The 22,788-nt window shown below is 51.3% G+C and carries 15 protein-coding genes, 2 tRNA genes and 4 pseudogenes; 4 read left to right on the plus strand and 17 right to left on the minus strand.

Going from position 1 to position 22,788, the window contains the following annotated elements; translation table 11 throughout:
* Positions 1-2: 2 nt before the first annotated feature.
* Positions 3-2,470 (plus strand): annotated as a pseudogene (locus HLG76_RS03910) (glycosyl hydrolase family 18 protein); the annotation flags it as partial.
* Between the two features lie 48 nt (positions 2,471-2,518).
* A pseudogene (locus HLG76_RS15155) lies at positions 2,519-2,632 on the plus strand (carbohydrate-binding protein); the annotation flags it as partial.
* Between the two features lie 77 nt (positions 2,633-2,709).
* Here the strand turns inward: HLG76_RS15155 and rlmB are convergent.
* From rlmB to HLG76_RS03980, 14 genes and pseudogenes are all read right to left on the minus strand, one after another.
* A complete protein-coding gene (rlmB, locus tag HLG76_RS03915; RefSeq protein WP_175993100.1) occupies positions 2,710-3,444 on the minus strand; it encodes a 23S rRNA (guanosine(2251)-2'-O)-methyltransferase RlmB in 735 nt (244 codons plus the stop codon).
* Between the two features lie 3 nt (positions 3,445-3,447).
* On the minus strand, positions 3,448-5,943 hold the full coding sequence (rnr, locus tag HLG76_RS03920; RefSeq protein ID WP_077660554.1) for a ribonuclease R: 2,496 nt from the start codon (positions 5,941-5,943) through the stop codon (positions 3,448-3,450).
* Positions 5,944-6,161: 218 nt separating this feature from the next.
* Positions 6,162-6,797, minus strand: coding sequence for a tetratricopeptide repeat protein (locus tag HLG76_RS03925; protein WP_021023486.1), 636 nt, complete (start codon positions 6,795-6,797; stop codon positions 6,162-6,164).
* 204 nt (positions 6,798-7,001) lie between these two features.
* Positions 7,002-8,299, minus strand: a pseudogene (locus tag HLG76_RS03930) (adenylosuccinate synthase).
* Positions 8,300-8,424: 125 nt separating this feature from the next.
* A complete protein-coding gene (locus tag HLG76_RS03935) occupies positions 8,425-8,613 on the minus strand; it encodes a DUF2065 domain-containing protein (RefSeq protein WP_028569675.1) in 189 nt (62 codons plus the stop codon).
* A 98-nt stretch (positions 8,614-8,711) separates the two neighbouring features.
* Positions 8,712-9,602: a protease modulator HflC gene (gene hflC / locus HLG76_RS03940; RefSeq protein WP_175993101.1), complete on the minus strand. Its 891-nt coding sequence runs from the start codon at positions 9,600-9,602 to the stop codon at positions 8,712-8,714.
* Between the two features lie 2 nt (positions 9,603-9,604).
* Positions 9,605-10,765, minus strand: coding sequence for an FtsH protease activity modulator HflK (gene hflK, locus HLG76_RS03945; RefSeq protein ID WP_021023481.1), 1,161 nt, complete (start codon positions 10,763-10,765; stop codon positions 9,605-9,607).
* A 49-nt stretch (positions 10,766-10,814) separates the two neighbouring features.
* Positions 10,815-12,107 carry a ribosome rescue GTPase HflX gene (hflX, locus tag HLG76_RS03950; protein ID WP_077460015.1) on the minus strand — a complete coding sequence of 431 codons (1,293 nt, stop codon included), beginning with the start codon at positions 12,105-12,107 and terminating at the stop codon, positions 10,815-10,817.
* Between the two features lie 27 nt (positions 12,108-12,134).
* Positions 12,135-12,413 (minus strand): RNA chaperone Hfq, encoded by a 279-nt coding sequence (gene hfq / locus HLG76_RS03955; RefSeq protein WP_021023479.1) that lies wholly within the window; start codon positions 12,411-12,413, stop codon positions 12,135-12,137.
* A gap of 76 nt (positions 12,414-12,489) precedes the next feature.
* Positions 12,490-13,430: pseudogene (gene miaA, locus HLG76_RS03960) on the minus strand (tRNA (adenosine(37)-N6)-dimethylallyltransferase MiaA).
* Positions 13,423-15,354: a DNA mismatch repair endonuclease MutL gene (gene mutL, locus HLG76_RS03965; RefSeq protein WP_175993102.1), complete on the minus strand. Its 1,932-nt coding sequence runs from the start codon at positions 15,352-15,354 to the stop codon at positions 13,423-13,425. Before mutL ends, miaA begins: the two are co-directional and overlap by 8 nt.
* 1 nt (position 15,355) lies before the next feature.
* Entirely contained in the window at positions 15,356-17,041 is a 1,686-nt protein-coding gene (locus HLG76_RS03970; RefSeq protein ID WP_175993103.1) for an N-acetylmuramoyl-L-alanine amidase, read from the minus strand.
* A 1-nt stretch (position 17,042) separates the two neighbouring features.
* Positions 17,043-17,513, minus strand: a complete 471-nt coding sequence (tsaE, locus tag HLG76_RS03975; protein WP_021023475.1) for a tRNA (adenosine(37)-N6)-threonylcarbamoyltransferase complex ATPase subunit type 1 TsaE — start codon at positions 17,511-17,513, stop codon at positions 17,043-17,045.
* Positions 17,514-17,581: 68 nt separating this feature from the next.
* A complete protein-coding gene (locus HLG76_RS03980; RefSeq protein ID WP_028569672.1) occupies positions 17,582-19,054 on the minus strand; it encodes a bifunctional ADP-dependent NAD(P)H-hydrate dehydratase/NAD(P)H-hydrate epimerase in 1,473 nt (490 codons plus the stop codon).
* Positions 19,055-19,134: 80 nt separating this feature from the next.
* Between HLG76_RS03980 and queG the strand changes: the two genes are divergently transcribed.
* Positions 19,135-20,262, plus strand: coding sequence for a tRNA epoxyqueuosine(34) reductase QueG (queG, locus tag HLG76_RS03985; RefSeq protein ID WP_175993112.1), 1,128 nt, complete (start codon positions 19,135-19,137; stop codon positions 20,260-20,262).
* A gap of 470 nt (positions 20,263-20,732) precedes the next feature.
* On the opposite strand, the gene HLG76_RS03990 is transcribed toward queG, so the two are convergent.
* From HLG76_RS03990 to orn, 3 genes are all read right to left on the minus strand, one after another.
* Positions 20,733-20,808 (minus strand) — tRNA-Gly (locus tag HLG76_RS03990).
* An 18-nt stretch (positions 20,809-20,826) separates the two neighbouring features.
* Positions 20,827-20,902: transfer RNA gene (locus tag HLG76_RS03995), tRNA-Gly, on the minus strand.
* Between the two features lie 132 nt (positions 20,903-21,034).
* Positions 21,035-21,580, minus strand: a complete 546-nt coding sequence (gene orn, locus HLG76_RS04000) for an oligoribonuclease (RefSeq protein WP_077460020.1) — start codon at positions 21,578-21,580, stop codon at positions 21,035-21,037.
* Between the two features lie 79 nt (positions 21,581-21,659).
* On the opposite strand from orn, the gene rsgA reads away from it, so the two are divergent.
* Positions 21,660-22,712, plus strand: a complete 1,053-nt coding sequence (gene rsgA / locus HLG76_RS04005; protein ID WP_077460021.1) for a small ribosomal subunit biogenesis GTPase RsgA — start codon at positions 21,660-21,662, stop codon at positions 22,710-22,712.
* The last annotated feature ends 76 nt before the right edge of the window (positions 22,713-22,788 follow it).

Below are 22,788 nucleotides of genomic sequence, written 5' to 3' on the forward strand. Positions count from 1 at the left end.
ACATGAAGCCAATGACCCTACTCTCTCTGGCGATTGCTGGGGCACTGGGCGCCAGCCACGCCGTGGCGGCCCCTTCAACCCCAAGTTTGGACTGGAAGCCACAAAACTATTCTTTTGTTGAAGTCGATGAATATGGCCGCGGATCGTACAAAGATCTGGTGCAGCGCGTGGATGAAGTCCAAATTGAAATTAAATGGAATGCCTGGTCCGGTGATGGCGGTGACAGCTACAAGGTGTACTTTGACGATCAGGTGGTCAATCAAGGCACTTTACCGGCAGGCACCCAATCCGGCACAGTCACTTTCCCCTATGACAAAGGCGGTCGTCACCAGCTTAAACTCGCCTTGTGTGAAGGGGGCGTCGATGGTCAGTGTGCGACCAGTGCCGCCAAACCCATCGTCATCGCAGACACCGACGGCGTCCATCTTGACCCACTGCCGATGAATGTCGACCCCAACAACAACGACTACCCCAAACAGCCTGATACCGTGGTGGGCGCGTACTTTGTCGAATGGGGTATTTATGGTCGTAACTTCGATGTCAGCCAGGTGCCAGCAGGTAACCTCACCCACATCTTATATGGCTTTATCCCCATTTGTGGTCCCAATGAGTCATTGGGCAGCATCGAAAATGGCAACAGCTTGCGCGCGCTGGAGCTCGCCTGCCAAGGCTCAGAAGACTATGAAGTGGCAATCCATGACCCATGGGCGGCGATTCAGAAAAAACTGCCCGGCACACCGGCCAAAGATCCGATAGGTGGCACCTACGCGCAAATGATGGCGCTCAAGCAGCGCTACCCTGATCTGAAAATTCTCCCCTCCGTTGGCGGCTGGACCCTATCCGACCCCTTCTATGATTTCACCGACAAGGCCAACCGTGACGTCTTTGTCGCCTCGATGAAAGAGTTCCTACAAACCTGGAAATTCTATGACGGGGTCGACATTGACTGGGAATACCCAGGCGGTGGTGGTGCCAACCCAGATTTGGGCAATCCAGATAAAGACAGCCAAGCCTACGCGGCCTTAATGCGTGAGCTGCGCTCGATGTTGGATGAGCTCGAGGCCGACACGGGCCGTGAGTACCAACTCACCTCGGCCGTCGGTGCCGGTTATGACAAAATCGCTAACGTCGATTACAGCGCCAGCGCGCCGTACATGGATTACATCTTTGCCATGACCTACGACTTTTTCGGTGCATGGAATAATGTCACCGGCCACCAAACTGCCATTTACTGTGGCAGCCATATGAGCGCGGGGGAATGTGATGGTACCGGTGTCGATGACAACGGCGAACCTCGCAAAGGCCCGGCCTACACGCTCGATAATGGCGTGCAATTACTGCTAGAAAGCGGCGTGCCACCGGAAAAATGGTGATCGGTACCGCGATGTACGGTCGTGGTTGGGAAGGCGTTTTCCCTGCCAATGCAACCGATCCTAGCAACCCGATGACCGCGCCCGGTAACGGCCCGATCAAAGGCAGCACCGCTGATGGTATTTGGGAAGCGGGCGTAATTGACTACAAAGGCGTCGTCAAATCAATGCTCGGCAGCGCGGGTAACGGCATCAATGGCTTTCAAACCGGTTATGATGAGCAAGCTGAAGCGGCCTACATTTGGAACCCTGACAACGGCAAGCTGGTCACTTACGACAACCCACGATCGGTCAAAGCCAAAGGCCAGTATGTGCGCAATCACAACTTCGCCGGTTTGTTTGCCTGGGAAATCGATGCCGACAATGGCGATATCCTCAATGCGATGCACGAAGGCTTAGCACAGGATGGTCAGCCGCCAGTCAACAACGCCCCAACTGTGGGTATCGCACAACAAAGCTATACGCTGGCGCCGGGAGAATCATTAACCATTGCGGCCAATGGGCGCGATCGGGATGGCGATGCCCTGACCTATCGCTGGCAAGGTGACGCCGCGTTGGCCCTGACCAATAGCGACACAGACACGGTCACGGTGACCGCCCCCGATGTGAGCACCAGCACCGACTATTCCCTGTCGGTGACAGTCTCGGACGGTCAAGCCAATGCCGAGACCAGCACGACTATTAAGGTAGTGGTTCCGGGTGAAAACCAAGCCCCTACCGTGGCGCCTATCGCCCCAGTGAGCCTGAAAAGCGGTGAGCAAACCCGCGTGACGATTGAGGCGAACGATCCAGATGGCGATACACTCAGCTACACCTACCGTGCATCCGGCGATCTGGCCGTCTCTGGCACCGATGATCAGGTGACGCTGACCGCGCCCACCGTGACGGAGAATCGCGACTATGTGGTTACAGTAGAGGTCAGCGATGGCGACAAAACCACGCAAGCGCAATTCACAGTGACCGTGACGCCGACCAGTGGCTTGCCAATGTGGGATGAAAACACCGTGTATGTCGGCGGCGATCGCGTCCTGTATCAAGGGGTTGAGTATCGCGCCAAGTGGTGGACCAAGGGTCAGCGCCCAGACCAAGGCGGGCCATGGGAGCGTGTCGGGGATAGCCAAGCCAACCAAAGCAGTGAATGGCAAGCGACCGTCGCTTATTCCGGCGGCGATGAGGTTGAATATAACAACCAACGCTACCAAGCCAAGTGGTGGACGCAAGGCGAAAAGCCGGGCAGCGCCGCGGTCTGGCAATTACTGTAACGATTGTTCACTTCCCAAAATGACAAAACGCCCCAACAGGGGCGTTTTTCTTCAACGGTGGACAAGAGACAAGGCACTTAACGACGCTGACGCACCGCTTCATACAAACAGACACCAGTTGCCACGGACACGTTCAAGCTCGACACGCTGCCCGCCATTGGGATCCGGATCAGCTCATCACAGGTTTCACGGGTCAAACGGCGCATGCCGTCTCCTTCCGCGCCCATCACTAAGGCTAGCGGCCCCACCAATTTGGTGTCGTAAACATCATGATCGGCTTCACCGGCCGTGCCCACAAACCACACGCCCTGCTCTTTGAGCGTCCGCATTGAACGCGCCAAGTTAGTAACACGCACCAAAGGCACCACTTCAGCTGCGCCACAGGCCACTTTGCGGGCCGTTGCGTTAAGCTGAGCAGATTTATCTTTCGGAACGATGACCGCACTCACTCCGGCTGCATCGGCAGTGCGCAGGCAAGCCCCCAAATTATGCGGGTCGGTGACACCGTCAAGTACCAGCAACAAAGGGTTCTCGGTATTAGCGAGGATCGCCTCCAAGTCATTCTCGTTGTACTGACGACCCGGTTTGACACGGGCAACAATCCCCTGATGCGACGCACCTTGAGTTTTGTCGTCTAACGCTTTGCGGCCCACTTGCTGAATACTCACGCCCAGCATCGCAATGTCATTGAGCACGGGGACCAAACGCTCGTCTTGACGCCCTTTTAATACCATCACTTCAATAAAGCGGGAAGGATCGGTTGCTAAAATCGCTTGGACGGCATGAATGCCGTAAATAACTTCACTACTCATGATTTACTTCTTTTTCTTACCCGCTTCGGCTTTTTGTTTTTTCGCCTTTTTCTTGCGTGCTTTTTGCGCAGGCGACTTTACTTTACTCTTTTTGCTTGGCTTATCCGCCGGCGCCTTATCGCCTTCAACACTGGGCACTGCGCCACGTTTAAGCTGTTGGCGTACCGAGGTTCGCTCACGGCGCGCTTGCGGATCTTTATTCGACTCCGCACGACCTTTTTTGCGCTTATCGCGTTCGGTTTTACCCGGGCGACGGGCTTTGCGCTCAGAGCCTACCAGTTCAAAGTCAATTTGTCGCTCATCAAGATTCACTGACAGCACTTTAACCGTTACCTGATCGCCAAGTCGGAACACGCGGCCAGAGCCTTCGCCCACCAGACGCTGACCTACCATATCAAAACGGTAATAGTCGTTATCTAGGTTGGAGATATGAACCAAACCATCGATATGCAGCTCATTGAGGCGAACAAAGAAGCCAAAACCGGTGACATTGGCAATCACGCCTTCCAGTTCATCGCCAACGTGATCTTGCATATATTCGCATTTAAGCCAATCCGACACATCACGGGTGGCATCATCGGCGCGACGCTCGGTTTTTGAACACTGCTCGCCGAGCACATCCATATCGTCAAATGAGTAGTGGTAGCCACCGGTCGGGGTCCAACGGTCTTGGTTTTTACCCGCTTGTTTGGCAATCAAGTATTTGAGTGCACGGTGCAACAGCAAATCCGGATAACGACGAATAGGCGAGGTAAAGTGGGCGTATTGTTTTAATGCCAAACCAAAGTGACCTTGGTTATCCGCTTGATACACCGCTTGCTTCATCGAGCGGAGCAACATGGTCTGAATAAGCTCACTGTCCGCGCGACCATGGACCACGTGCATCAGTGCCGCGTAATCTTTCGGCGTCGGCTCTAGGCCGCCACTCAGGCTTAAGCCTAACTCGCCTAAGAAATCTTTAAAGCCACTAAGACGTTCTTCACCCGGTGCTTCGTGAACACGATATAATGCTGGCTCTTTGTGCTTCTCGACAAAACGCGCAGAGGCGACGTTGGCAAGGATCATACATTCTTCGATGATCTTGTGCGCATCGTTGCGCTCCACCGGCACAATACGGTCGATTTTACGCTGTGCGTTGAAAATAAATTGGGTTTCCACCGTCTCAAACTCAATGGCGCCGCGTTGTTGGCGAGCCCCACTGAGCACCTTGTACATATCGTGCAAGGTTTCTAGATGTGGAACCAAGGTGTGATAACGCTCTCGCAAGGTCTCATCACCCTCTAAGATGTTAGACACCTTGGTGTAGGTTAAACGCGCATGTGAATTCATCACCGCTTCATAGTGCTTGTAGCCGGATAGTGCGCCTGACTCAGAAATTGTCATTTCACAGACCATACATAGACGATCAACCTGTGGATTGAGCGAGCATAGGCCGTTGGAAAGCACTTCTGGTAACATGGGCACCACTTGGTTGGGGAAGTACACCGAGTTACCGCGGTTTTGCGCTTCTTTATCCAGCGCAGAATCAGGCCGCACATAGTAACTAACATCGGCAATTGCCACCCACAAACGCCAGCCACCAGAACGTTTACGTTCACAGTAGACCGCATCATCAAAGTCACGGGCATCTTCACCGTCGATGGTCACCAGCGGCAGATCGCGTAGATCAACGCGGCCTTCTTTCGCTTTTTCCGGCACTTCCTCGTTCAAACTTTTAACTTGCTTGAGCACGGCATCCGGCCATTGATGAGGAATATCATGGGTGCGCATCGCGATTTCAATTTCCATGCCCGGCGCCATGTTTTCGCCCAGCACGTCAACAATCTTACCCATTGGGTTGGTTTGGCGAGTAGGACGTTGCATGATCTCAACCACCACTACATTGCCCATACGCGCGCCCTGAGTGTGATCTTTATCAATCACGATATCTTGGCCCAGGCGACTATCGTCTGGCACGACAAAGCCCATACCGTCTTCGACAAAATAACGCCCAACGATTTGGCCTTGACGTGCTTCCAACACTCGCACGACACGGGCTTCTTGGCGACCGCGCTTATCGGTGCCAACACCTTGCGCCAAAATGACATCGCCATGCATCACGCTACGCATTTGATGATACGGTAACGTCCAATCGTCATGATTGCCTTTCCCTTCAGGGCGCAAGAAGCCAAAACCATCACGGTGACCAATGACGGTCCCTTTAATCAGATCCAGACGCTCGGGCAAGGCATAGCACTTACGCCGAGTAAACACGAGTTGACCATCTCGCTCCATCGCACGCAGGCGTCGACGTAAACCTTCATACTGATCATCGCCGTCTAAACCGAGATGGGTAAACAGATTGTCGCGGCTCACTGGCGCCTTAAAGCTGCGGATCACTTCCAGCAAGTGCTCTCGGCTGGGAACCGGATTTTCATATTTTTCAGCTTCACGGGCCTGGTGTGGATCCGCAGCGATGTTGTTTGGCGTATTATTTGTCGAACCTGTGTCTTGCGACATAGACCTTTTCCTATTGGCGTATGTTGATTTCATTATATCTGTTAACTGTCGCGATTGCGCCGCGATGATCGCAGTTTGACGTTTTGTTTCAGCGCTTTGCTTGTAGGCAACGAGAGGAACATGGCGAACTGGCCATATCAAATCAGATTGGGAACAGATGAGTAAAGGGAGTATAGCGGATTTTGACGATAAAATCGCCTACAGTCAGAGGCTGGTGGTTACCAGTAACTGGTGCGTCTTTTAGCGCGAGCGATAATATTCTGAGGCATTCGCGCTTCAAGCGCTGAGCGTAATTCGGCAATACGATCACGCGTGCCAGAGTCTGCGGTAATGGTCTGATATAACCAGCGATAAGCATCCTCATAATCAAGCGGTGAACCGACGTCATCCACCAGCAACTCGGCCAGTTGAATTCGCGCGCGGGTATCCCCCAGTGAAGCGGCTTCGCGCAGGTAAGGAATCGCGCGTCGTTGATCTTGCTGCACCAAGGTCCCATTCGCATAGTATCGCCCTAGCTGCTCCAATGCCGCAGGTAACCCTTGCTGCGCAGCCTGTTTCATGTAATACACACCGAGCTCGGCATCTTGATCAACGCATACGCCCCACGCCAACATATCGCCGTACAAGAACTCATAGGCGGGAGATCCCACACGTGTTGCCCGTACTTCGATGTCTTGTACGAGTTGGCATTCATCTTGTTCTACACGCTCAAGGTGTGAGTTGGTCTCAAATAAGGCGATCAGTTCACTTTCTTCATACAAGGGCACCGCTGGCCCCACATCCGCTCTAGCGGTTGCTGTTGCCAACGTCGTTACCGTTAGTAAAAGTGAAAAACTCAGCGTTCGAAACTTCATGCCTACTCGCTATTCAACCAAGAAACCCAACAGCAACGCGCGCGCTAACCGTGTGCTTTTTTGTATCGGCACCCTGCTTAGTGACTTTAGCAAAGGCGGCAAGTTTTTTCCGCTTTCCAGGCGATCTGGGTTCCAACTTCATCCAATAGCGAAAAAAAAAGCCAGCGTTAAACGCTGGCTTCATGGTTTGTCTTCGCGCAAGCATTAGCTCTCGAAAGGATGAACCTTAATGATGGTTTCATTACGGTCTGGGCCAGTTGAAATCAGATCAATCGGCACGCCAGTCAAGGTTTCAATACGCTTGATGTAATCAAGTGCAGCTTGTGGTAACTCGTCGAGTGACTTCACCCCAAAGGTGTTTTCGCTCCAACCCGGCATGGTCTCATAAACAGGCTCGATGTTTGCGTACGCATCCGCAGCCAATGGTGATACCTCTACCATGGTGCCGTCAGCCATCTTGTAACCGGTACAAATTTTGATTTCTTCCAAGCCGTCCATCACGTCCAGTTTGGTCAAACAAAAACCCGAGACCGAGTTAATCTGCACGGCACGGCGCATAGCCACCGCGTCAAACCAACCACAACGACGCTTACGACCCGTGGTTGCACCAAACTCCGCACCCTTGGTACCTAGATGCATACCAATGTCGTCATCAAGTTCTGTTGGGAACGGACCTGCCCCTACTCGCGTGCAATAGGCTTTTGCGATACCCAGCACATAACCAAGATGACGAGGACCAAAACCAGAGCCTGCAGCCACACCGCCAGCGGTAGTGTTTGAGGAGGTCACATACGGATAAGTGCCGTGATCAATATCTAGCAAGGTGCCTTGTGCGCCTTCGAACATGATTTTGTCATCACGTTTACGCGCATCATCGAGCTCTTGGGTGACATCAATCACCATACCGGTGAGGATGTCTGCTTGCTCCATGACCTTCGCTAAAGTTTCTTCATAGCTTACAGGTTCGACTTTATAGAAGTGCTCTAGCTGGAAGTTATGGAGTTCCATCACTTCTTTCAGCTTTTCGGCAAAGGCTTCTTTATCGAATAGGTCACCCACACGCAAACCACGGCGCGCGCTTTGTCTTCGTACGCTGGGCCAATACCACGGCCTGTGGTGCCAATGGCTTTCTTGCCACGCGCTTTTTCACGCGCTGCATCCAACGCAATGTGATAAGGCAGGATCAAAGGACACGCTTCTGATAGGAATAGGCGCTCACGCACGGGCACGCCGCGTGCTTCCAGCTCACCCATTTCTTTCAGTAAAGCGTCTGGCGACAGCACCACACCATTACCGATAATGCATTTAACGTTGTTGCGGAGGATACCAGAAGGAATCAAGTGTAGGACGGTCTTTTCACCGTCAATGACAAGAGTATGACCTGCGTTGTGACCGCCTTGATAGCGAACCACGTATTTTGCATCTTCAGTCAAAAGATCAACGATCTTTCCCTTACCTTCGTCACCCCATTGGGTGCCGAGAACGACTACGTTATTACCCATCTTCTTCGATATGCAGCTAGTTAAAAAAGGATTCTAGCACCTTAAAAACTCGGTTGCAGTTATTTTTTAACCGTATTGTCGTTTTCTTTCCATGGGTTTGTCACGTCAAGCTGACAGCCGCGTTGTTAACCTAAGATGGAATAGGCGAATACGGCGCCAATCACCACTAAACATCCTCCGATACGTCGCAACTGATTATCCGGCTGCTGACTCAGCTCGGTCACCATTTGTCGCCATTGCTTGGGGAATAACATAGGCCCCAGCCCCTCGACAATTAATACCAGCGCGAGCGCCCCCCAGAATGTCATCATGATTCCTTCTCCTTTGTTGAACTCTACTGTGCGCAATCATTATACCCGATAAAAAAAAAGACAAGGCACGATGCCTTGTCTTTTCTGTCGGTGATAACGATTTATTGGTCGATCACATCTGGCTGCTTCATGTATTTGAAGAAGTCACTTTTCGGATCAACAATCAGCATATCGCCCTTGCTGTCAAAGCTCTCGCGATAGGCCTGTAGCGAACGTACAAAACTATAGAACTCAGGCTCTTTCTTGAACGCACGGGCAAAAAGCTGCGCCACTTCAGCGTCTGCTTCACCGCGTGTGATTCGCGCCTGACGCTCTGCTCGAGAGAGAATAGTGGCTACCTCAAGTTCTGCTTGTGCACGAATAATTTCAGCCTGCTCACGACCTTGAGCACGATGACGACGCGCCACTGCTTCACGCTCTGCACGCATACGGGCATAGATGGATTCACTGATCTCGCTTGGTAGATTGATACGCTTGATACGCAAATCAATCAGCTCAATCCCTAAATCACGTATCCCCTCACCCGCGGCACGCTCCAACACACCTTCCATGACTTGGTCGCGCTTTTCAGACACTATCTCTTTGATGGTCTTGTTACCAATTTCGGCACGCAGACCGTCAGAAATACGACGTTGCAGCAGCGACTCAGCGGTGATCTTATTACCGCCCCCTGTGGCAAGGTAGTATTGACCGAAGTCTTTAATTCGCCACTTCAGATAAGAGTCGATAATGACATCTTTTTTCTCTGCAGTAACAAAGCGATCGGCACGGTCATCCATGGTTTGAATGCGCGCGTCGAGGGTCTTCACTCGGTCAAACAACGGCAACTTAAAGTGCAAACCTGGCTGATAGATTTTCGCGATCTCGTTATCCACTTTCAGGACACGTCCAAAGCGAATCACAATACTGCGTTCACCTTCACTCACCACGAAGATCGACATCAAAAATATCACGACCGCTAAGACTATAACCGGGATCATCATCTTACGCATGCTTAGTATCTCCCTTCACGTGATGAACCAGAACGCGGCGCCGATTCAGGCTGTTTTGGCTGAGAGCTTTGCTCCAGCTCAATGCCATACTGGCTGCTCGACGTTTCTTTACGCTGGTTAGGCCCAACGGCTGCCCCTCCCATCAACTTATCCAGCGGGAGATACAAGAGGTTGCTGTTTCCGCTTTGCGAATCCACCATCACCTTACTTGTACTGCTGTACACCTGTTCCATAGTTTGGATATACAGGCGATTACGTGTCACGCGTGGCGCATCAATGTACTCTGGCAACAGCTTTTCGAATTGAGAGACTTCACCTTCTGCTTCATTGACCGTACGAGCTTTGTAACCCAATGCGGCTTTTTTCAGCGTTTCGGCTCGACCCGTTGCCTTTGGCAAGACGTCATTACGATACGCTTCTGCTTCACGAATAAAGCGCGCTTCATCCTCACGTGCTGCAATGGCGTCATCAAAGGCATCTTTTACCTGCTCTGGTGGTCGTGCGTACTGGAAGTTTACGTCGACAACAATCAAGCCCATGTTGTATTTATCAATGATCTGATTCAACTCAACTTGGGTGCGCTCACGCACTGCTTGACGACCTCGAGTGATAATATCATCCATCACAGAATCACCCACGACCGCACGAAGCGCTGAATCCGTTGCTTGACGCAAGCTGTCATCAGCATTGGTGACACTGTAGAGATACTGCTGAGCATCCATCACGCGATATTGGACATCCATTTCGACGTTGACCACGTTTTCATCTTTGGTCAGCATCAAACCTGAACTGTTTAGCGAGCGGATTGATTCCATATCAACCGTTCTCACGGTATCAACAAACGTCGGTTTCCAGTTAAGGCCAGGTTGCACGACACGATCATACTGACCGAACCGAAGCACCACACCACGCTGCGCTTCGCCAATGGTATAGAAACCGGAAATACCCCATACGATAATACCGATGAGTGCGAGGACACCTAGCCCCGCCATTCCGCCACCGAAAGAAGGTCCTTTGCCTTTCCGGCCACCAAAGCCACCCAGTTTGCGGCTTAGTTTATTAAACAATTCATCAAGATCGGGTGGTCCTTGATTACGGCCACCACGATTCCCCCAGGGGTCTTTGTCGGGACCGCCATTGTTTCCTGGCTCATTCCACGCCATTCGCGCACTCCATCAAATTGATCTGACGATAATTTTTTACTCTAGCAGCCTATTCACTGACGATAAAGTCGCCAAGCTGGTTGCCTTCTCTTTTTTCTAACCGATGCCAGTCTGTTTGCGGCAGCCTAACATCGACTAATAGATGCCCATCGTCTTGGTATTCTTCACTGACAATGCATCGCATCTGGTGAAATTTACTTTGCATCCGACCCGCTAGATTTGGCGGTAGTCGTAATCGATGCCGCACCATGGTACCGGCCAAACGCTCGGTCAGCGCGTCAAAGATGAGCGCAATACCTTGCCCCGACAAGGCTGAAACCCATACGGCTTTCGGCACGCCCTCGTCGTCTCGTTCAATACGAGGCTCAGCCTGATCCAGACTATCTATTTTATTCATGATAAGTAGACGTGGCACATCATCGGCTTCAATCTCTTCGAGCACGCTGTCAACAGCCTCAATGTTGCCACTCAATCGCTCATCACTGGCGTCAACCACATGCAACAATAAGCTCGCTTCTTGCGTTTCTTGCAATGTCGCTTTAAACGCCGCCACCAAATCATGTGGCAAATGGCGAATGAAACCGACGGTATCGGCTAAAATCGCGGTGCCGACATCTTCGACTTCAATCCGACGTAAGGTCGGATCCAAAGTAGCAAACAGTTGATCGGCTGCATAAACGCCAGCTTCGGTAATCCGATTAAACAGCGTCGACTTACCCGCATTGGTATACCCCACCAGCGATACCGTTGGTACCTCGGCACGCGCTCGCGCACGTCGTCCTTGCTCGCGCTGCTTGGCCACTTTGTCTAACCGACGCAAAATCGCTTTTACCCGATCACGCAATAAGCGACGATCCGTTTCTAACTGGGTTTCCCCTGGGCCACGTAAACCGATCCCCCCTTTCTGACGTTCAAGGTGGGTCCAGCCACGCACGAGTCGGGTAGAAAGATGCCGTAACTGCGCTAATTCAACCTGCAATTTACCCTCATGCGTACGTGCACGCTGCGCGAAAATATCGAGAATGAGGCCTGTTCGGTCCAATACTCGACATTTAAATCTCTGCTCCAGATTACGCTCTTGGGCGGCAGACAAGGTATGATTGAAGATCACCACATCGGCCCCGACATGCTGCACGGTCTCTGCAATTTCTTGGGCTTTTCCCTCGCCGACAAAATATTTCGGGTGAGGAGACTGACGGCTGCCGACAACAACTTGCAAGGCGTCGACACCCGAGGACGAAACCAGCATTTGAAACTCACTGAGATCATCCCACTCGCCATCATGGGTAAAATTAATATGAACGAGTACAGCCTGTTCACCGGCCTCGTAACGGTCAAACAAGCGAAAGACTCCTTAGCAATTGAATACTCACTCCTCAGGTTTTTCTTGCTGACGATCGCCCTGTGGACGCTCTCCAGCCCCTTGGTTATTATTGTGATGGCTCACGGCACGTGCCGGCACCACAGTAGAAATGGCATGCTTGTACACCATTTGATTCACGGTGTTTTTCAGCAAGATCACAAACTGATCAAACGATTCGATTTGCCCTTGTAACTTAATGCCATTCACAAGGTAAATGGAAACAGGAATACGCTCACGACGTAACGCATTTAGGAATGGGTCTTGTAATGATTGCCCCTTAGCCATTAGTTCTTTTCCTTATTTGTTTGTAATTGTAGTCAATGTCGCGGTTAAGCAGCGTCCTTGTCAGTGACAGTATACATCAAGTTTCCGTCCCTGCCGTCAACGCTTTTGTCACCGTTTGTAAAGACAGTGACGGCGCGTCACTGTCAAGCCACGTCACATTTTCCCAGCCTCGCAGCCAAGTTATCTGACGTTTGGCTAACTGGCGCGTCGCGCAAATCCCACGGTAAACGGCTTCATCATGGGTGCTACGTCCGGCCAAATAATCCCACATTTGGCGATATCCAACACAGCGGATCGAGGGCAGATCGGGATGCAGATCCTCTCGCTCAAACAGTGTACGTACCTCCTTTTCAAAGCCCGCTTCAACCATTTTGTCAAATCTGAGCTCAATGCGGCGATGCAACTCACCTCGTTCCTGAGGCGCTATTGCAAATTGGTGTACCTGATACGGCAAAGGTTCACCTTTTTTTCCGTCAATGCGGTCAGGGTTTGTCCACTGATACGGTACACCTCAAGTGCCCGCATAATCCGCTGCGGATCGTTGCGATGGATCCGCGCACCAGAAACAGGATCAATATCACATAACTGTGCATGAAGCGCTTCCCAGCCATGCTGCTGCGCTTCTTTTTCTAATGCGTCACGCACACTAGGATCCGCACTGGGTAATGGCGATAACCCTTCTAATAACGCTTTAAAATACAACATGGTGCCCCCAACCAACAGAGGGATCTTGCCATTCGACACGATCTTCTTCATTTCTGTGAGGGCGTCTTCACGAAAGTCGGCTGCGGAATAAGCCTGAGCGGGATCTCGAATGTCGATGAGGCGATGCGGCGCCTGTGCTAATTCGTCAGCGGTTGGCTTGGCGGTACCAATATCCATCCCTCGATAAATTAAGGCCGAATCAACACTAATAATTTCAACCGGCATGGTATTGCGTAATGCAATGGCCAGATCCGTTTTTCCCGAGGCGGTTGGCCCCATCAAAAAAATGGCCTTAGGCAGCGGATTAGTCATGTTGTAATGCTTCTATTGCTGAGGTTAGGTCGAGGCGCGTAAACAAGCGTTGTCGCCCTTTTTCCAACGCCTCACCCTGCCAATACTGTTCAATTTCCGATACGGTCTGTACCGCTTGCGCAAGGCTGACTGGATCCGATGCAACTGTCAACTGCTTTGCCAGCCAACCCAACAGGTTCGCACGGTGATCCGGATTAGATTGGCTGGGGTCTAAGCCGCCTAAAAAGTTCAGCAGGGCTGGAACAAAGGCTTGCAGATTCTGTTGCCGCAGTGGTTGGCACACAGACATCACCATTAACTGCTGGCCTTTTACCCGAATATGAATACCAAATTGCCCCAGTAACGTTTGATAGTGGCTAATCGCATCACATTCGGATACAGACGCGGATAAACGTTGTGGAATTAATAAAGGCTGAGTCACTAATCCCTCCGCCAAGGCTGGTTGTAACGCCCCTTGATGACGCCAGCTTTCTAACCGATGATGATCAGCTAACCATAAATCCTCACCCCACGACATCAGCACATAATGCTGGTCAATCACCGCGAGTACTTTTCCCAAACCAGGTTGGCCACTCACTATCTTAGCTGGTGCCATACACGTGCTTACGCTAACCGGCGAAGGCGACTGCTCACTCGATGTCGCCTTATCCTTGGCATCGTCAGTGTGAACGGCGGCTCGCGGCGTCATTAACCTTTGATAGGCTTGGGTCGCTTGCTTGGAAGGCACACTCGAACGGTCAGCGCGCGAAGCTTGCCCTTTTGCTGGCCGTGACGACTCGGTTGACTGTTTCCCCGGATAAGCGGGAAAGGCATTCACCGCTTGCTGGTAGGAATGGTCGGTTGCCACGGCCGATGCTCGAGGTTGATAAGACACTGTCTCTCTGACCTCGCCGGTCTCTGGATTGACCGTCTCGTCGATGGGTAACGATGATTGTTGCAGCCCGTCATAAATCGCTTGATAAATAAAGTCATGCACCAGCCGTGCTTGATGAAAGCGGACTTCATGCTTCGCCGGATGAACGTTCACGTCTACCTGATGCGGATCCACATCGATATAAAGCACATAAGCGGCATACTGATCGGGCGCCAAGCTTTGCTCATACCCTTGGCGGATAGCATGGTTGATCAATTTATCTTTCATCATGCGCTGATTCACAAAACAATGCTGCATATCGTTTTGCTGCCGCGCGCCATCAGGGGTACATATCCAACCGCGCAGCGCCATATCGTGATGGGTCAAGTCAATCCGCAGCGCATGATCAACAAATTTTTGCCCGCAGACGGCTTTTAGGCGACGTAGAGGATCTCCCCTTTCAGGGATACGCCGATATTGGCGAACCTGCGTGCCGTTGTGGCGCAGGTTAATGGTAATATCAAATCGGCTCAAAGCGATACGTCGCAGCAACTCATCAATATGGCTGAACTCGGTTTTATCGGTACGCAAGAACTTACGTCGGGCTGGCGTGTTAAAAAATAAATCCACCACTTCCACGGTACAACCCACCGGATGCGCTGCCGGTTTCACGCTAACGGCCATATCGCGTCCTTCAGCAAAGGCTGACCACGCTTCTTGCTGTTCCGCGGGGCGAGAGGTAATGGTAAGGCGCGAAACGGCGCTCACACTCGCTAACGCCTCTCCCCGAAAGCCCAAGCTCATGATCGCTTCTAAATCATCCAGGCTGTGGATTTTGGAGGTCGCATGGCGACTTAATGCCAGCTGTAAATCTGTTTTGCTGATCCCAACACCATTATCACGGACACGAATGAGCTTACTGCCGCCTTTTTCAATATCGACGTCAATACGGGTTGCGCCGGCATCAATACTGTTTTCCACCAGCTCTTTAACCACCGATGCTGGCCGCTCGACCACTTCGCCCGCGGCGATTTGGTTGGCGAGTCGAGCGGGTAATATCTCAATCGCCATATCAGCTTCCTGGAATAATTAAGGTTTGTCCGACCGCCAGAGTATCTGAGCCGAGTTCATTGGCACGACGTAAGCTTTCGATCGTCACTCCATAATTACTGGCAATTTTACCGAGGTATTCACCGCGTTTCACTTTGTGCTTGATGGCCGGTGATGTCGCACCAGGGACCTTCAGTTTTTGCCCGACCCAAAGGGTATCGGACTTGAGATTGTTCGCTTGGCGAAGCGTGCTCAGTGAGACTTGATACTGCTCGGCGATTTTACCGAGAAATTCGCCTCGGCTCACGGTATGAGTCAGGGTTTGTGTGGATGCCCGCTCGACTTTACCGGCTAACTTAGCCACATCGACATTTGGAATTGATAGCACTTGTCCCACCTGCAGCGTGCTTGAGGTTAAGCCGTTCGCCGATTTTATCGCAGCTATTGAGCTTTGATACTGTTTGGCGATAACTGAGAGGGACTGTCCCGGGCTGACTTTGTGTTTTACCCCGTTTTTGCGCGCGGCAAACAAGGTGCCGTCAGGAGGAAAGCGTTCAAAATAATTACGAATACCGTGATAAATGGCATTCGCCAAACCACGTTGATGCCCTCGTTGGAATAACAAACGCTCTTCTTGCGGATTAGAAATAAATCCGGTCTCTACCAACAAAGACGGGATATCCGGCGATTTGAGCACGGCCAAACTCGCATGCTCAGGGCTCGATTTGTGCAGCTTGGTCACTTTACCCAGCTCTTTAAGCACCCGAGTCGCGACGTTGTAGCCTTCTTTTTGCGAGTTACTAAACTGCAAGTCCAACACCGCACGGCTTAAATATTCGTCCTCGTTATTTTGTGCGAGCAAAGAGCCACCACCTAACAAGTTGGATTGCTCTTCATGTTTTTCAATCCAGCGACCAATTTCGCTGTTCGCTCGACGGCGTGAGAGCACCCACACCGAGGCACCTCGAGGTTGTGGCTGATGAAAACCGTCGGCATGCACTGAGACGAGTAAATGGGCTTTGTGTTTGCGTGCGATTTCAGAACGCTGATTCAAATCAACAAAATAGTCACCGGTACGGGTCAAGACGGCCCGCATTCCCGGCACCGCATTGATGCGTGCAGCCGCTTGTTTAGCAATGGCAAGATTGACATCTTTTTCCTGCTTGCGACGCGGCCCAATGGCGCCGGGATCGTTACCGCCGTGCCCGGGGTCAATCGCGACGACAATGTCTTCAGTGCCAAAGGGTAAAGCCGCGACCGTCTCACGCCGCTTCTTTTCCGCTACCGAGAGTGTCGGTTTGTTCTTATCCACTTTTTGCGCATGCGGTAAATCAACCACTAAACGGTGGCCATACTCGCCTCCCGGTGCGAGAGAAAATATCGTCGGCTTAGCGTCATTTTTTAACTCAAAAACCAGTCGATACGTGCTGGCATCAGGGGGACTGCTCTTGCGGATTTTAGTCAGAATATCGCTGCCTTTAACCTGCTTTGGCAAGCCGGTGGCGAGCTGACTTTGTTTCAAGTCGACCACAAGTCGGTCCGGACGTGTTAAAGAAAAATAACTAAAATCCGCCTTTTCAGCGAGATCAACCACCACCCGGGTTTCATTCGGTGCCGGCCACACCCGAATATTTTCGATTTTGTTGGCCCAACTTGTTGCACTCAACAAACTGGCTATCATCAAGATGCAAAGCCGCTGCCACATCATGCTAGTCTTCCCATTCTAGGCGGTCGATAATAGCCAGGCCTGCCGCGCTATTGGCATCAATAATAAGGTTGCGCTGCTCACCGTCGTAACGCAGAGTGATATCCAGATCGGCATGCGGTAACCAGCCTTCTCCCTTTTCTGGCCATTCAATTAAGCACAGCGCTTGTTGATTAAAATAATCTCGGATCCCCATAAACTCCAACTCTTCTGGATCCGCCAAACGGTAGAGATCGAAATGATACACTTGCCAAGGTGTTAGCTCATAAGGTTCAACCAAGGTATAGGTTGGACTTTTGACATTACCGGTATGCCCCATCGCCTGGATAAAACCGCGGCAAAACGTGGTCTTTCCCGCACCAAGATCGCCATGTAGATAGCAGGTTGTACTTTGCGTACAAGCACGCGCCAGTGCCGCGCCGAAAGCCACCGTGCGATCCGCATCGGTCAACTGAGTGATAAAAGTCTGGGTCATACTACTTTGGGATCTCGTCTGTTATTTATGTCATAAACTGCTCTGATTACTGAACCAGGCGCGTTTCTCTAATCCACTAACTGCTGCAAATAGGGAAACAAATCGCTGGCGAGCAATCCTCTTTCACCGGCCTGAGCGGCGTAATCACCCGCTTTACCATGAAGGTAGCAACCCAATGTTGCCGCCGAGAATAAATCAACGCCTTGCGCCAACAAACTACCGATTACCCCCGAGAGAACATCGCCCATTCCCCCAGACGCCATGCCAGGATTGCCCACATTTGCAACAGCATAATCCGTGCCATCATATACGATCGTTCCTGCCCCTTTAAGCAAAACGACACCACCATACCGTGTTTGTATCGCTTTGACGGCGGCAAAACGATCGAGTTCCACCTCTTTTACTTCACAGCCCAATAAGCGAGCGGCCTCGCCTGGGTGAGGCGTGAGAATCCAATCGTCGCGGTGTTGGGGTTGCCGCGCTAATTTATTTAATCCATCCGCATCAACAACCTTAGGCAACCGTGCCGAGAGGGCGATGGTCCAGAGTGCATCCGACCACGCACTCTGGCCAAGTCCAGGGCCGATAACAATATGGGTGGCCCAAGACAAGGCATCACCTAATGATTGGCCCGGCGCCCAGCTTTGCGTCATTAGCTCAGGCTGACGCGTGACGAGCATCAAGGTATGGTCTTTTTGCGTCACAACTTTGACGAGGCCGGCGCCAGTGCGTAACGCAGCTTGGGCACAAAGCGTCACGGCACCGGCCATACCATGGTCGCCGCCTAAACAAAGAACGCGACCAAATTGCCCTTTATGTGCACTGCGCGCTCGGGGCGGGAGGCATTGCGTTTTGATATCGTCACTGATCAGCTGCCCAGCCGGTTCCGCTTGACGTGCAAAGGCTGTTGCTACATTGAGACCAGCAAAAATAAGTTCACCGCGATGCGTGACCGCTTGCCCGGTTAATAAGCCTTGTTTTAATGCAATCAAGGTAACCGTTATATCCGCTGCGATTGCCACACCTTTTACACAGCCACTGTTGGCACATAAGCCAGACGGAATATCAACCGCCACCACTGGCACGTGGCAATGATTAATCACCCTGACCGCTTGGGCAAAATCGCCTTCAACCGCGCGCGATAAACCGGTGCCCAACATGGCATCGACAATGACATCAAACTGCGTGACGGTAGGCTGGGTCTTAATAACGCTTCCACCACAATCTTGCCACTCTTGCCAAGCGGTTGCCGCGTCGCCACTAAGTTTTTCTGGCGCGACCAATGACCATATGGTGACATTTAATCCCGCTGATTTCGCCAACCGAGCAATCACATAACCATCGCCGGCGTTGTTGCCCGCACCACAGACGATCAATAACCGTGCCGCGTTAGGATAATACTGATTGATACTATCAAAGACGGCTTGGCCTGCTCTTAACATCAGCTGATACATAGGAATATCCAACGCACGCGCGACAGCCTGTTCGCCTTCACGAACTTGCTCTGCACGATAGAAACTCTGTGGTAAACTTGTCGCCATCAACTGCCTCCATTGATTGTACTGCACCACTTAAGGCCTCAGGATCTACCGCTATGTCGCAACCCACGCCCGATGCATCGATTAATTTCGACCAATTAGCCCAACGTATCAAGCAATGGGGACAAGCGCTAGGCTTCCAGCATGTTGGGATCACGGATGTTGATCTCAAGCAACATGAGGCGCAACTGCAACGTTGGCTCGACAATGGCTATCACGGTGAGATGGCGTGGATGGCGCGACATGGCATGATGCGTGCGCGCCCAGAGGAGTTGGTGCCTGGTACGGTACGCGTGATTAGTGTACGCATGAATTATTTACCACCAGAAGCGGGATTTGCCACCACATTGGCCAATCCACGTTTAGGTTATGTGAGTCGCTATTCTTTAGGGCGCGACTATCACAAACTCATCCGCAACCGATTGAAAAAGCTGGGGCAGCAAATCGAAGCCGAGGTTGGTCCCTATGGCTATCGTCCTTTTGTCGACTCGGCACCTATTTTAGAACGTCCGTTGGCAGAAAAAGCAGGGTTGGGATGGACAGGTAAACACTCATTGATCCTTAACGAAGAAACGGGATCCTGGTTTTTCCTCGGCGAGCTATTGGTTGATCTCCCTTTACCGACGGATACTCCCGTTGATAATCAGTGTGGCAAGTGCGTTGCTTGTATGACGAGCTGCCCAACCCAAGCGATTGTTGCGGAAGGCGTGGTCGATGCCCGGCGCTGTATTTCCTACCTCACCATTGAATATGATGGTGTGATCCCTATGGAGTTTCGCCACGCGATAGGTAACCGCATTTACGGTTGCGATGACTGCCAGCTCGTTTGTCCATTCAACCGCGAGGCTGAACTCACCTTAGAAGCCGACTTTCACTGTCGCCCTAGCCTTGATCAACAGCCGCTCACCACACTTTTTAATTGGGATGAGGACACTTTTTTATCCTTAACGCAAGGGTCGGCCATTCGTCGTATTGGGATTAAAAAGTGGCGACGCAATCTTGCTATCGCGATGGGCAACGCGCCTTATGATCCAGAGATCGTTGCGAGCTTACGAGCCCGGCATGGAGAGGATGCATTGGTTGATGAACATATAGAGTGGGCGCTCGGTGAGCAAGAAAGCAAACGACAGCGCATTGATGTGGCCGTACTCCCCACCGGCACTCGCCGCCTGGTGCGCATCATTGAAAAAGGGTTACCGCGAGATGCTTAGCACTGTTAAATAGCAGAAAGATGACGCCATTCACATTATGTGGAAAACTATTAAGCAATGTGTGTTTATGGTGCACTTTTTGATAGTTAAACACATAGGCAGGGCATTAAGCGAGCAAGATCACGATAGTGAATAACACTGTGGAAAAGCATTAGTTAACCTGGAAAAAAATACACTATTCCCCTTTATTTTCAGCTAAATAGAGAGAAATGGTGTTTATTTCCGGTGTACAACATCGTCCTCGTGCTTGCTGACAAGATCACCGGCATGGCGGGCTTTACAGAATTCATCAACCAAGTTATCCACAAAACGAGTCTTGTGGATAAAGCTGTGCATTAGTAATTAAAAGCACGCCAATACGCCGCTTCCAGAGGAAGTACGTTAGGTGTGAATTTGATGCTAGAGATGATGCTTCACAGCATTAAAGACGGCGCTATATGTAACGCCACACTTGCGGTTAACCAAGTGATTGGAGCGACACACGGGGTTCGAACCCGTGACCTCAACCTTGGCAAGGTTGCGCTCTACCAGCTGAGCTAGTGTCGCTTATACCGAATTGTTATTTGGAGCGACATACGAGGTTCGAACTCGTGACCTCAACCTTGGCAAGGTTGCGCTCTACCAGCTGAGCTAATGTCGCTTTCAACAGACGATTCACGTCGTTAGGGCTGCGAATTATACGAAGAAAAAACCGGGTTGCAAGTGCTGATAAGCAAAATTATGATTTTTTCTTTTGATCGCTCAAAAGAGCAACAGATCGACGAAAAGAAAATCAGATCGTCAGGATCCTTTCGCGATAGAACTGCAATTCTGCAATTGATTCCCGAATGTCGTCAAGGGCTAAATGGGTGCCTTTTTTAGAAAACGCATTCAGTATTTCGGGCTGCCAACGGCGCGTAAGCTCTTTCAGCGTACTGACGTCCACCGTGCGATAGTGAAAATAACGCTCCAGCACCGGCATATGACGATAGAGAAAACGACGATCTTGGCCCACACTGTTACCACAAATCGGGGAGGCCCCCGCGGGTACCCATTGAGATAAAAATGCGATCGTTTGCTCAATAGCCGCTTGCTCACTGACTTGACTTTGTTGCACACGCGCAACCAAACCAGACTGGGTATGCGTTTGCGTACACCAATCATCCATTTTATCGAGTTCGCTTTGCGGCTGATGGATCGCTAATACCGGCCCTTCTGCCAGGATATTAAGCTGTGCATCGGTCACAATCGTTGCGATCTCAATGATCTTGTGGGTGTCCGGATCGAGCCCGGTCATTTCCAGATCGATCCAGATTAAATTGTTTTCACTGAACGCCATTGAACTTGCCTTTTTTATGGGTAAACCATGTATCATACTGTGCTTGATATGAAAGCCAACTTAACTGATAAGAGTCAACGTGGCAAAAAAGAAAAAGCTTACTAAAGGCCAATTGCGGCGGGTTCGATCGAACCAGCAACGTCGGATCAAACAGCATGATAACGACATCCAATGGGAAGATGCTGCCCTTGAGTCTTCTCGTGAAGGCCGAGTGATCACGCGATTTGGGCAACATGCCGACATTGAAGATCCGCAAACAGGGAAAATACACCGGTGCAATCTTCGTCGTTCCGTCAGTAGTCTGGTAACAGGTGATCGCGTCATTTGGCGCCCAGGCAAAGAAGCACTCGAGGGATTTGCCGGTGTGGTTGAAGCGGTACATGATCGCATGTCGGTTCTGACACGGCCAGATTACTATGACGGCGTTAAACCCGTTGCTGCCAATATCGATCAAGTGGTGATCGTGGCCGCGATTTTACCCGAGCTGTCGCTCAATATTATCGACCGTTACTTAATTGCGTGTGAAGTACTCAATATCGCCCCGCTCATTGTGGTCAATAAAGTCGACCTGCTGGATGATGACGGCCGAGAGATGGTCGAGACGCTGCTCGATATCTATCGAGATATTGGCTATCCCTTGGTGATGGTGAGCGCCGATTCTGGTGAGGGCATGTCGACACTGGTTGAACAATTGGATCAACATGTCAGTGTGTTCGTGGGGCAATCAGGCGTGGGTAAATCAAGCCTGGTCAATACCTTATTACCCGATGTGCATGCGCAAACGCATCAGGTATCAGAAAACTCAGGACTGGGGCAACACACCACGACCGCGGCACGCTTGTATCATTTCGCCCAAGGGGGCGATCTCATTGACTCGCCTGGCGTGCGCGAGTTCGGTTTATGGCACCTTGAGCCGGAACAAATCGCCCATGGGTTTGTCGAATTTCGTGAGTATTTAGGTGGGTGCAAATTCCGCGACTGCAAACATGGCGACGACCCAGGTTGCCTGCTTCGTCAGGCGGTCGAAGATGGCCATATTAGTGTCGAACGCTTTGACAGCTACCACCGCATTATTGAAAGCATGAAAGAAGCAAAAGATAACCGACAGTTCTCACGAAATAAGCAACTGTGAGCCGCTGTCACTACACGTATTGATTCGCTACACTGCGTGCCAATCCATAGCACGCATTGAGCGTAATTAATATTCA

It is taken from the genome of Salinivibrio sp. EAGSL, from assembly GCF_013366455.1.
Classification (GTDB): Bacteria; Pseudomonadota; Gammaproteobacteria; order Enterobacterales; family Vibrionaceae; genus Salinivibrio; species Salinivibrio costicola.